We start from the raw sequence: 11,237 nt of genomic DNA, 5'->3' as shown, positions 1-11,237 counted from the left end.
TCGACCGGCTTCAGCCGCGACGACAAGGCGCCCCGACGGCCCTGTGCTTCGTGAATGGTGGCGGGCGAAAATTTTGCGATCGCAGCCAGATCCTCCTTGGAGGGACGCTCGGGAATGTCTTTGATATGTACCATTGCAGGCCCTCCTCGTGGCCATAGATAAACCGCACGGCGGCAAGGCTGCCGCCGTTGGCAATTGTCGGATTTTGGTTTGGGATCAGAAGGCGCTATGCGCCCTCAGATTAGGGGATCGGATCGAACTTCAGTTCGGAGAGTGGAACAACCTTGTCGGTACGGGTCATCTTGTATTCGGTGCCCTGACCGAGCCACTTGTCCCAGATCTTGTTGATCTCGCCATCGGCATCCAGCTTGCGCAGGATTTCGTTGACCTTGGCGGTCAGCGCCGGCTGATCCTTCTGCATGCCGATACCGATCGGCTGGTACAGCATCGGCTCTTCGATCATGCGCATTTCCTTGCCGCGGGTCTTCGACTCGTTGACGAATTTGGTCGTCGTCATCGTGTTGGCGACCATGCCGCGCGCCTTGCCCTGTTGCACGGCGAGATAGGCGGAAGCCGTGTCCTGGAAGGTCAACGGTTCGGACTTGTTGAGCTTGATCGACATTTCCGAGGTCGAACCCTTGGCCGAGGCGATACGCTGGCCGACATAGTCGGCCTTGGCCTTGCCTTCGTCCGTCGCCGGAACGATGAGCATTTCCTTGGCGAGATAATAGGGATCGCTGAACTGAATCTGCTCGGCGCGGCTCTGGGTATAGGCGAGGTTCGCTACGGTGATGTCGACGCGGCCGAGCTTGACTTCCGGCACGCGGGCTTCGACCGAAACCGGCTTCACTTCCGCCGTCACGCCCAGTTCTTTGGCGATGGCATTGCAGAGATCGACGTCGAAGCCGGCCATTTCACGGGTCTTCGGATCCGGCGCCGAGAATGGCGGCACGTCGGCAAAGGTTGCGCAGCGCAGCTTCTTGGCCGACAGGATGTCGGCAAGCTGGTCTGCTTTTGCAGGCGCGACGGCAGCGGTGCTGGCGACGAGTGCTGCGAGAGTTGCGAATTTCCAGTTCATTTGCTGTTCTCCATTGTTATTTTATGTGGAAGGCAGTCAGTGCCGCAGATCAGCGAGGAAGCGCTGGGCACGCGGATGTCGTGGATTCTTGAAAAAGTCTTCGGGAGGAGCGGTTTCGAGGATTTCGCCTGCGTCGATGAACCATATGCGGTCAGCGACATCGCGGGCAAAACCCATTTCGTGAGTGACGCAGAGCATGGTCATGCCTTCGGCGGCCAGGCTCTTCATGACGCTCAGCACTTCGCCGACCATTTCCGGGTCGAGCGCGCTGGTCGGTTCGTCGAACAGCATGACGGGCGGTTCCATGGCAAGTGCACGGGCAATCGCCACGCGCTGCTGCTGACCACCGGAAAGCTGACCTGGATAGGAATTCGCCTTGTCGGCGAGACCAACGCGGTCAAGCAGTCTGAGAGCCTTGTCATGGGCAGCGGCAGGCGGCACACCTTTCACCCGGATCGGCGACATCGAGACATTCTCGACGACCGAAAGGTGCGGAAAGAGGTTAAAACTCTGGAAGACGAAGCCGATACGGCTGCGCAGCTTGTTGAGTTCACTTGCCCGCATCGGCGCGTGGATATCCTGCCCCTCAAAGCTGATGCCGCCGCTGTTGATTTCTTCCAGCCGGTTGACGGTGCGGATAAGCGTCGACTTTCCGGAGCCGGACGGGCCGCAGATCACCACCACTTCGCCCCGCGCCACTTCGGCATTGATGTTCTTCAGGACCTGATAGTCGCCGTAGTTCTTGCAGACATCGGCGATACGGATCGCCTGGGCGGCCTGCGGTTCGGACACTGAGGTGCTCATAGCTGCTCCGTAATGGTTTTGAGGGGCGCGGCCTCGGCCGGAAGGCGGGCATTGCGCGGCCCGGCACGACGGCGGGCGATACGCCGCTCGACGCTGTTGGCGACATAGGTCAGGCTCCAGCAGAGGATGTAATAGACCACTGCGAGAATGAGGAAGACTTGGAAGGGCTGGGTCAGAAGCTGGTTGTTCACCTGGCTCGCGGCGAATGTCAGATCCGGCACATTGATGACGTAACCGAGCGTCGTATCCTTGATCGTCGAGACGAAGGTGGAGATCATGCTCGGGATCATGTTGTAGAGCGCCTGCGGCAAGATGACGAAGCGCATGGCACCCATATAGCCATGGCCGAGAGCCCGCGCCGCATCCATCTGCCCCTGCCCCAGCGAAACAATGCCGGCGCGAACGACTTCGCTGAGGAACGCACCCTGATAGATGACTAGCGTCACCAGCATGATCAGGAAGCTCGGCACATCGGCACCCGTCCAGAGCGGGATGACAAAATAGCACCACAGGATGAGCATCAAAAGCGGCACGCCGCGGGTGACATAGACCAGCGCGGTCATCGGCCAGCGCAGGAACCACCATTTCGACAGGCGCGCGAGCGCCATGAGAATGCTGACCGGGAAGGCGAATGCGATGGCCAGGGCCGACAGGATCAGCGTGTTGGCGAGACCGCCGAGCGGGCCGTTGGGATACTGGCCGATCAGGAGAAGCAGCCAATAATCCTGGATGATGGTGATGAAATCCTGGATCATGCGCGTGCCCTCCGCGCCGGATCGGCTCGCATCGCGATATAGGCGCCGATCCCCATGATGATGAGCGAGAAGAACAGGTAGGTCACCGTACCGATCATGTAGACTTCGAAGGTGCGGAAACTGATGTTTTCGATTTCCTTGACTGCATGGGTCAGTTCAGGAGCACCGATGACGATGGCAAGGCTGCTGTTCTTGAAAAGCGAAACACTGTGATTGATCAGCGGCGGCAGCGCGTTGCGCACGCCCTGTGGCATGATCACGAAGCGCATGGCAGAGGCGTACCCGTGACCGAGTGCCTGGGCGGCCTCCATCTGGCCGGGACTGACCGAGCGCAGGCCGGAGCGAAGGTCTTCGCTGAAATAGGCAGCCTGACACAAGCCGAGGCCGATCACCGCAAAGATGGCTTCGGCATTGTTGTTCGCCAGCCAGTCCGACAGGCCCTGCGGCATCAGTGTGAAAATGCCAAAATACCAGAGCATCAACTGCACAAGTGTCGGCACATTACGATGGTAGGACACATAGGCAGCAACGATCGGTTCACCGATGCGCAGTGGCGACACGCGCAGCGCAAGCAGAAGGATGGCCAGCGTCATCGCCAGCGTCCACGAACCGATATAAATGATGAAGGTCATCTCGATGCCGTGCAGCAGCATCGAGATGTATTCCGGGTTGTTGAGGATTGCCGAAAGATCGAACCCGTTCACCGCGTGGTCCCTTCGGAACGGGCGGCAGGGGTCTGCGGCTTGGCCGTCTGCAGGCCGCCCATCACCTGAAGCGTCGGGGTGATTTCCATATGGCCGATATTGACCGCAACAGGTGCAGCAATCGCGAAGGCGATCGCATCTGCGATATCGGAAGCCTGTGGTAGTTCGAAACCGTCGATGAAGCGCTCGCGGATCGATGGGTCATTGCCGTGGACGTGGTTGAAGATGTCGGTCGCAACTCGGCCCGGGCAGATTTCCGTCACCCTCACCCGCTTGCCAAACGTGTCGATGCGCAGCTGGTTCGACAGCATGGCGACACCTGCTTTTACGGCATGATAGGTCGAGTTGCCGCCGAAATTGTAATTGCCGGCAATCGAGGAAATGTTGATGACATGGCCGCGATCCCGCTTTGCCATGCCGGGCACCACCATGCGGCAGAGATGCAGGACGGCGCGCAGGTTGACGTCGATCAAGAGGTCGATATCGCCATCTTCCGCTTCAAGAAACTTCTTCGGCCGGTCGACGCCGGCATTGTTGATGAGGACGTCGAATGCCACGCGGCCAGTCAGCTCTGCGAGAGCTTCCCGGTTGGTTACGTCAACCGCGTGGGCGATGCAGCCGGTACGCTCGGACAGTTCGTGCAGCGGCTCGGCGCTACGCGCAACGGCGTGGACTTCAAGCCCCTCGCGGCACAGTCGTTCAACGACGGCGGCACCGATTCCCGACGAAGCGCCGGTTACCAGAGCAGTCTTGTAGTCGGAAAATGGCATGTCGATCCCCTTTGTTAAGATGAGACTAGCGAAGCTTTTTTCACTTGCCTAAGACCGATTAGTTTTGGGCTAATAAGGAAGCGTTATGGATGTCCGCACGTGTTGCGGAAGGCTGCATTTGCGCTTTATAAATCAAGCGGCTAGGTTTTCTCTTCAACCGCGAAGCAGCAGGTCGCAAACCGCTCACGACCTCATTTGCGGTGATAACAACACAGGCAGCATCGACCATAATGGATATCCGGCGCCTCAAATCCTTCATCGTCATCGTCGATAGCGGCAGCATCACACGCGCCGCCGATATCCTGCATCTTGCCCAGCCGGCGCTCAGCCAACAGCTTGCAGCGCTCGAGGATCATTTCGGGCAGAAGCTGCTGATCCGCAGCCAGCAGGGCGTCACGATGACCGCCGCCGGTCAGGCAGTTTATCGCCACGCGCAAATCATCCTGCGGCAGATGGAACAGGCGCAATCCGACGTCACCACAGCCGGCAAGTCACTGGCCGGTCGTGTCTCTGTCGGGCTTGTCCCGTTCAGCAGCGCGGCGACGCTTTCGGTCGAGCTTCTGTCGGAAACGCGAAAACGCCATCCCGGCATCCTCCTGCACCTGACGGAAAGCGTCGGCCAGACCTATAGCCAGATGATCATGAACGGCCGTCTGGAAATGGCGCTTATTCATGGTGTCGGCCCGATCAAGGGCGTTCGTTTCGAACCGCTGCTGAAAGAAGAGTTTTTTGTCGTCGCGCATCCGGATTTCGAAATCGAGGCCAGCGACGCGCCCGTTCCGGTCACGGCACTCGACGGCCTGCCGTTCCTAATGCCGCCCGCCTATAACTTCGTGCGCCGTGCGGTCGATACCGCGTTCTCGCGCAGCAAGGTCGAGCTGAAAGTGGTGGCGGAAGTGGAAATCGTGAGAACGCTCAGCCGTTCTGTCGATCGGGGGCTTGGCGCCACGATCATGCCCAAGGCGATCGCCGACCGGCTGATTGCCGAATCCAGCGAAAAACTGATTTGTCGCCTTGTGTCGCCGCGCATCGAGGAGACTTTGTCTCTGTGTGTATCCGATCAAACGCCGCTTTCGCAACCGGCGGTCGCGGTCAAGAATATTCTTGTCGAACTGACGGCCAGGCTGAAGGCCTGACCGTCATAACCAGCTGAAACCGATTTACTTCATGTCCTTGCAGTACTGTGCGATCCGGTTGCAGCCCTCTTCCAACATTTCCATGCTTGTGGCGTAGGAAATGCGGAAATACGGGCTCATGCCGTAGGCCGCACCCTGCACGGTCGCGACATGGTGCTCCTCGACAAGACCCATGACAAAATCGACATCGGTCTCGATCTTGCGGCCACCCTTGGTGGTCTTGCCGATCAGCTCGGACATGTTCGGGAAAATATAGAACGCACCTTCGGGCTTATGGGCACGCAGACCCTCGATTTCGGCCAGACGGCCGAGCACATAATCTCGACGGGTCTTGTAGATGGAAGAGCGTTCCTTCAGCAGATCCTGCGGACCATCGAGTGCCGCAACGGCTGCCGCCTGTGTCAGGGTCGAGGTGCCGCCGCTGTTCTGGCCGTTGACATTGCTGATCGCGGCAATGAGATCCTTCGGGCCGCCGCAATAGCCCAGACGCCAGCCGGTCATTGCATAGGCCTTGGACACGCCGTTCATGGTCAGAACCCGATCATAAAGACGCGGCTCGACTTCGGCGATCGTGCAGAACTCGAAATCGTCGTAGACGAGATGCTCGTAGATATCGTCGGTCAGAATCCAGACATGCGGGTGGCGCAGCATGACCTCAGCGATTGCCGCCATTTCCGCGCGCGAGCAGGCAGCGCCCGTCGGGTTGTTCGGAAAGTTCAGGAACAGCCACTTGGTACGTGGCGTGATCGCTGCTTCGAGGTCTTCTGCGCGCAGCTTGAAACCTGCATTTTCCGGGCACGGCACCGAGACCGGAACGCCACCGGCGAATTTGACGATATCCGCATAGCTGACCCATGACGGCGCCGGGATGACAACTTCATCACCCGGATTGCAGGTGGCCAACACCGCATTGAAGATGACCTGCTTGCCACCGCCCGAAACGACGATCTGGTTCGGCTCATAGGTCAAGTTGTTCTCGCGCTTGAACTTGCGGATGATCGCCGCCTTCATGGCCGGCGTGCCGTCCATTGTCGGGTATTTGGTGTCGCCCGCGAGTGCTGCGGCGTAAGCGGCCTCGATCGCATGCGGCGGTGTCGGGAAATCCGGCTCGCCGGAGGAGAGGCTGACAACCTTGATCCCCTGGGCGGCCAGTTCACGGGCGCGTTGCGTCATGGCTGCGGAGGCGGAGATGGAGACATTTTTCAAACGGTCGGCTGTGGCGGGCATGATTTGGTCTTCCGGTTTGTCTAATTCTGGATGGAAAAAGGGAAAGGCCGTGGCTTCAGCCGACAACCTCTGATGCAGGTGCAAGCGTGCCGCCGGCGGCCTCGATTTCGCTGCGCACGATCCGCGCCAGCTCGAGCGAACCCGGCGTGTCGCTGTGAACGAGAACCGATTTCGCCGGCATGTCGATGGTCGCGCCGTCGATTGTGGTGACCGTGCGGTCGACTAGGAACTGGCGCACGCGGGCGCGCACGGCCCCCTCATCCTTGACCAGAGCACCCGGCAATCCGCGGGCAACAAGACGCCCCTGCGCGTCATAGGCGCGGTCGGCGAGGAACAGCAGCAGCGTCTTCAGCGAGGCGCGCTTGGCAGCCGCTTCGATCTCGCTGCCGGGCATGGCAAAAATGATCAGTTCGGGATCGACGGCGCGGATCGCATCCATCATCAGGTCGGCCAGCTTCGGATCACGATTGACCATGTTGCCCATGGCCGCGTGAAAACTGAAATGTGCAACGCGCTGACCTTCGCACGCCGCAATCGCCTTCAACGCACCCAGCTGGTAAAGCATCTGCTGGCGCAGTTCATCGGCGGAATAGGGAATTTCGCGGCGGCCGAAACCGGCGCGATCCGGCAGACCAGGATGGGCACCGATGCCGACGCCGTTTTCCTTGGCAAGGCGCACCATGCGCGCCATCGTATCGGGATCGCCGCCATGGAAACCACAAGCGATGTTGGCCGAGGAGACCACCTTCATCATCGCCTCGTCGTCGCACAGGCTGTAGGGACCAAAGCCTTCGCCCATGTCGGAATTAAGATCGATCTTCATCTCTTCTTCCCTCACTTCATGGCCTGCAATGCATCGCAAACCATTCGAGACGTGCTGCGAACATCATCGATGAAAGTCGCCACTGCCTTTTCGACGGCCGCCGCCTGAGCATGCGTTGCACGGACAAAACGCAGACGGCTGCCGATACGCGCCTGCCCGAGCCGCCAGAGATCGGCCTCGATTACGCCGGCAATCTTGGGATAACCGCCAGCCGTATTGGCATCGGCCATTTGGATGATCGGCTCACCGCTTGGTGGAACCTGAACGACACCGGACACGACACCGTGCGAGCGCATTTCAACCGGCGTCGTCGGCTTGATCGGTTCACCCATCAAGCGATATCCGGTACGGTCGCTTTGTGTGGAAATCTTCCAAGTCTGCATCCAGAAACGCTCGGCATCCGCGCCAAACAGGGCATGCTCTCCGGCCGGAATGGCGCGAACAACAAGGGCCCCATCCTCATTGGCAGGATAAAAATCGGTAAGCGCAAAGGCTGGATCGATAACCGCAAGGCCAGTTGCCGGAAAGTTCAGCGCGGTGGAAACCTCACCCAGTTTAAGAACATCGCCCGTGCTCAGAAAACGTCCCTCACTGCCGCCGAAAGCGCCACGCAGCGACGTGCTGCGCGACCCCATGACCGACGCGACATCGATCCCACCGGCAATGCAGATATAGGCGCGTGTTCCAACCCGCGGCTGCCCTAGCTCCAGCACCTGCCCGGCTTCAATCGGCAGAGCGCACCACGGCTGTACCATACGACCGTCAAGCGATGCGCCACAATCGGCACCCGTTACGGCAAAAGCCGTCTGCTTCGCAAAACGCAGTTTGAACGGATAGGTCTGAACTTCGAGAACTGCCGCGCCGGTTTCGTTGCCGAGCAGGCTGTTGCCAGCCTTGAGTGCCAGCGGATCCATGGCGCCGCTGGTGGTCACGCCAATATTGCGGAAGCCGGTACGGCCAAGGTCTTGTACCGTGTTGAACGGTCCTGTCTGGATGATCTCTATCATAGCTCTATGCTCGCTGGCACGAAACGCACCGTATCACCCGGCGCCATCACGGCAGGTGTGGCCGACATCGGGTCGAACATCTGCAATTCGGCAAAACCGATCGAATTCCAGCCATTAGGGCCGGTAAGGACGGCGACACCCGTCTGCATGCCGCCAATGGTGACGCAGCCGCGCGCCATGTTGAGCGACGGCACGGTCTTGCGCGGCATGTAGATGCGCGGATCAAGCCCGTGAAGGTAACCAAAACCGGGCGCACTACCGAGTGCAAACACCCTATAGGTGCCTTCGTAGTGAATGCGAACAACCTCGCGGTCGGAAAGGCCCGACCTGTCGCAGAGAGCGGCAAGATCGGTCGCGTGCTCGCCTCCGTATGTTACGGTGATCTCGATTGTCCTTCCTGCCAGATCGATGCTTTCGGCCTGTTCCCAGGCGTCCAACAGGCGCAACGCCAGAAGTTCCGGATCTTCGGGCGTCATCTTCAGAACGACGAGAAGATTGGTCATGCCGGGTACGATCTCGAGCGTTTCGCTCCACAGTTCGACGGCGCGGGACAGGGCCCAGATCCGTCGCTGCGAGGCAAGGTCGAATTCACCGGTCGCTTCGAGAAGAAATGCGCGCGAACCGATCGGGGAAACACGGGCGCCATTGCGACCGAGCGCAAGCGCTTCGACAGGCTGGGTGATTTTGGCGACTGAGGCGCTCATGCTTCTGTCTCGACTTCAGCAATCGGATCGCCAAAACCGACGATCGTTCCGGGTTCAACTAAGTGACGGCCCAAGCGTTTTGACGGTCCAGCGGAGACCGGCAGCAGGGTAGGGCCAACCCGCAGGAAGCCGATCGCGTCGCGCGCGGTCGATGCAGCCGGCGTGGCGGTACGTGACAGGTCTAACGACCAGAACTCACCGGCCATAGGCGCCTTCACGATCGCCACAGCACCTACTGAATCAGTCTTGCCGGAACGCACTTGACGCGCAGGCCCCTTGGCAGAACTCGAAAGGCGGATCAGCAGGCTCTGGTCGGGTCGGGTGATTTCAATCCCATCGACGCCAGCGGTTTCAAGGGCTGCGGCCAACCGTTCGATGATTGCGGGGTCGCTGAAATCCGGCTTGGTCATGCTGCCCCCCGCGTCTTCAACCATTTTTCAAGATAATGGATATCCGTTTCACCCTCGGCGAAGGCTGCATCGTCAAACAGTTCGCGCAACAGCGGCAGATTGGTGGCGATGCCGTCCAGCTTGAAGGATGCCAGGGCGGACCGCGTGCGCTGCATGGCATCGGCCCGGTCTTGGCCATGCACGATCAGCTTGGCGATCAGCGAGTCGTAATAAGGCGAGACCTTGTAGCCGGCCTCGACATGGGTATCGACACGAATGCCCTCGCCCTTTGGCAGTTCAAGAGCCGTGATCACACCTGCTGAGGGCATGAAAGTCATCGGGTCTTCGGCATTGATGCGGCATTCGATAGCGTGACCGGCGCAGATCACGTCCACCTGCGCCATCGACAATGCCTCACCCTGCGCCACACGCAATTGCTGCTGGACGATATCGACGCCGCTGGTTTCCTCGGTCACCGGATGTTCGACCTGCAGGCGGGTATTCATCTCGATGAAATAGAAAGCGCCGTCTTCGTAGAGGAATTCGAACGTTCCGACACCGCGATAGCCGATTTGCTGACACGCCTTGACACAGGCTTCGCCGACAGGGCCAATCAGTGTTTCAGAAATACCGGGAGCCGGCGCTTCCTCGACCACTTTCTGGTGACGGCGCTGCATGGAGCAATCACGATGGCCAAGCCAGACGGCATTTCCATGCGTATCACACAGGACCTGAATTTCGATATGGCGCGGATGCTGAAGGAATTTCTCCATGTAGAGCGCCGGCGTTCCAAAGGCCTTGCGTGCTTCTTCACGGGTCAGGGCCACGGCTTCCAGCAGCTCTGCCTCGCCTGACACAACGCGCATGCCGCGTCCGCCGCCACCGCCGGCAGCCTTGACGATCACAGGATACCCGATCTCGGCTGCAATTGCCCGGATCGCTTCGGGTTCCGATGGAAGCTCTGTATCTGGACCCGGCACACAAGGCACGCCAGCCGCCATCATGGCGCTCTTGGCGGCAATCTTGTCTCCCATCGTGGCAATGGCGCTGGCATCCGGGCCGATGAAGGTCAGCCCCGCTTTCTCTACTGCCGCCGAGAAGCTGGTGTTTTCCGAAAGAAATCCATAACCTGGATGAACGGCGCCGGCACCGCTGAGGCGCGCCGCCAGCAGGATGGCATTCTGGTTCAGGTAGCTTTTGGACGCGCTCGACGGGCCGATGCAGATCGATTGATCCGCGCTTTTCACATAGGCGGAGTCCCGATCCGCTTCCGAGCAGACCACGACGGTCTTCAGGCCCATTTCGCAGCAGGCGCGAACTACGCGCAAGGCAACTTCACCGCGATTGGCAATAAGAACCTTGTCGAAACGCTGGTGTGACGGCATCACGCGATCTCCGCCAGCATGTCGCCAACCTCGACCTCCGAGCCATTCACATCCGTCAGGCGCGTGATCTTGCCGGCATGCGGTGCAGCTATCTTGTTGAACACTTTCATCGCTTCGATGATGAAAAGTGTCTGCCCCTCGATAACATCATCTCCGACGGCCACGAACGGAGGATCTCCTGGTGCCGGGGAGGCATGCAGCACGCCAAAGACAGGTGCGGTGACCATGCCGGCCTTTTCGTTGACTTCAACCGCAGCGCCTTCGACCTGTCCTATATCGGCGGTCACGCTCGAACTCTCGGGGTTCGTTACGGGTGTATCTCGGCCTCCATCTCGGAATATCCGGACTGTCGTGCCTTTTTCCGTGACCTCCAGTTCGGTGACGTTGGACCGCCCCACAAACGCGATGAGTTTTTCTATCTTTGAAAGGTCCATTCCCCGGTCCACAATTGGGCT

General features: G+C 59.6%; 13 protein-coding genes and 1 pseudogene. 1 reads left to right on the top strand and 13 read right to left on the bottom strand.

Features of this window, described 5'->3' with window-relative positions; translation table 11 throughout:
• The 6 genes and pseudogenes from JZX87_RS27680 to JZX87_RS27655 form a co-directional block, all read right to left on the bottom strand.
• Window positions 1-134 (bottom strand): annotated as a pseudogene (locus JZX87_RS27680) (4-carboxy-4-hydroxy-2-oxoadipate aldolase/oxaloacetate decarboxylase); the annotation flags it as partial.
• Between the two features lie 107 nt (window positions 135-241).
• Window positions 242-1,078, bottom strand: coding sequence for an ABC transporter substrate-binding protein (locus tag JZX87_RS27675; RefSeq protein ID WP_148144134.1), 837 nt, complete (start codon window positions 1,076-1,078; stop codon window positions 242-244).
• 36 nt (window positions 1,079-1,114) lie between these two features.
• The gene (locus tag JZX87_RS27670) at window positions 1,115-1,882 is read right to left on the bottom strand and encodes an amino acid ABC transporter ATP-binding protein (RefSeq protein WP_206829038.1); all 768 of its coding nucleotides are present in this window, start codon (window positions 1,880-1,882) and stop codon (window positions 1,115-1,117) included.
• Window positions 1,879-2,637, bottom strand: coding sequence for an amino acid ABC transporter permease (locus JZX87_RS27665; RefSeq protein WP_148144136.1), 759 nt, complete (start codon window positions 2,635-2,637; stop codon window positions 1,879-1,881). Before JZX87_RS27665 ends, JZX87_RS27670 begins: the two co-directional genes overlap by 4 nt.
• Window positions 2,634-3,341, bottom strand: a complete 708-nt coding sequence (locus tag JZX87_RS27660; protein WP_148144137.1) for an amino acid ABC transporter permease — start codon at window positions 3,339-3,341, stop codon at window positions 2,634-2,636. Before JZX87_RS27660 ends, JZX87_RS27665 begins: the two co-directional genes overlap by 4 nt.
• Window positions 3,338-4,111: an SDR family oxidoreductase gene (locus JZX87_RS27655; RefSeq protein ID WP_148144138.1), complete on the bottom strand. Its 774-nt coding sequence runs from the start codon at window positions 4,109-4,111 to the stop codon at window positions 3,338-3,340. Before JZX87_RS27655 ends, JZX87_RS27660 begins: the two co-directional genes overlap by 4 nt.
• Before the next feature lie 230 nt (window positions 4,112-4,341).
• Between JZX87_RS27655 and nac the strand changes: the two genes are divergently transcribed.
• A complete protein-coding gene (gene nac / locus JZX87_RS27650; protein WP_148144139.1) occupies window positions 4,342-5,247 on the top strand; it encodes a nitrogen assimilation transcriptional regulator NAC in 906 nt (301 codons plus the stop codon).
• Window positions 5,248-5,271: 24 nt separating this feature from the next.
• On the opposite strand, the gene JZX87_RS27645 is transcribed toward nac, so the two are convergent.
• From JZX87_RS27645 to JZX87_RS27615, 7 genes are read right to left on the bottom strand one after another with little or no spacing between them, the layout of a single operon-like run.
• Window positions 5,272-6,474: a pyridoxal phosphate-dependent aminotransferase gene (locus tag JZX87_RS27645; protein WP_148144140.1), complete on the bottom strand. Its 1,203-nt coding sequence runs from the start codon at window positions 6,472-6,474 to the stop codon at window positions 5,272-5,274.
• A 55-nt stretch (window positions 6,475-6,529) separates the two neighbouring features.
• Window positions 6,530-7,297, bottom strand: coding sequence for a LamB/YcsF family protein (locus JZX87_RS27640; protein ID WP_148144141.1), 768 nt, complete (start codon window positions 7,295-7,297; stop codon window positions 6,530-6,532).
• Window positions 7,298-7,308: 11 nt separating this feature from the next.
• Entirely contained in the window at window positions 7,309-8,304 is a 996-nt protein-coding gene (locus JZX87_RS27635; protein ID WP_206829037.1) for a 5-oxoprolinase subunit C family protein, read from the bottom strand.
• A complete protein-coding gene (gene pxpB / locus JZX87_RS27630) occupies window positions 8,301-9,008 on the bottom strand; it encodes a 5-oxoprolinase subunit PxpB (protein WP_148144143.1) in 708 nt (235 codons plus the stop codon). Before pxpB ends, JZX87_RS27635 begins: the two co-directional genes overlap by 4 nt.
• Entirely contained in the window at window positions 9,005-9,418 is a 414-nt protein-coding gene (locus tag JZX87_RS27625; RefSeq protein WP_206829036.1) for an acetyl-CoA carboxylase, read from the bottom strand. The genes pxpB and JZX87_RS27625 overlap by 4 nt, the downstream gene beginning before the upstream one ends.
• Window positions 9,415-10,782: an acetyl-CoA carboxylase biotin carboxylase subunit gene (gene accC / locus JZX87_RS27620; RefSeq protein ID WP_206829035.1), complete on the bottom strand. Its 1,368-nt coding sequence runs from the start codon at window positions 10,780-10,782 to the stop codon at window positions 9,415-9,417. The genes JZX87_RS27625 and accC overlap by 4 nt, the downstream gene beginning before the upstream one ends.
• The gene (locus JZX87_RS27615; RefSeq protein ID WP_148144146.1) at window positions 10,782-11,216 is read right to left on the bottom strand and encodes an acetyl-CoA carboxylase biotin carboxyl carrier protein; all 435 of its coding nucleotides are present in this window, start codon (window positions 11,214-11,216) and stop codon (window positions 10,782-10,784) included. Before JZX87_RS27615 ends, accC begins: the two co-directional genes overlap by 1 nt.
• Window positions 11,217-11,237: the final 21 nt, after the last annotated feature.

This window comes from Agrobacterium sp. Ap1 (genome assembly GCF_017313375.1).
Classification (GTDB): domain Bacteria; phylum Pseudomonadota; class Alphaproteobacteria; order Rhizobiales; family Rhizobiaceae; genus Neorhizobium; species Neorhizobium cellulosilyticum.
The sequence above is the reverse complement of the archived record's forward strand: the minus strand, read 5'-3'. Positions and strand labels throughout refer to the sequence as shown.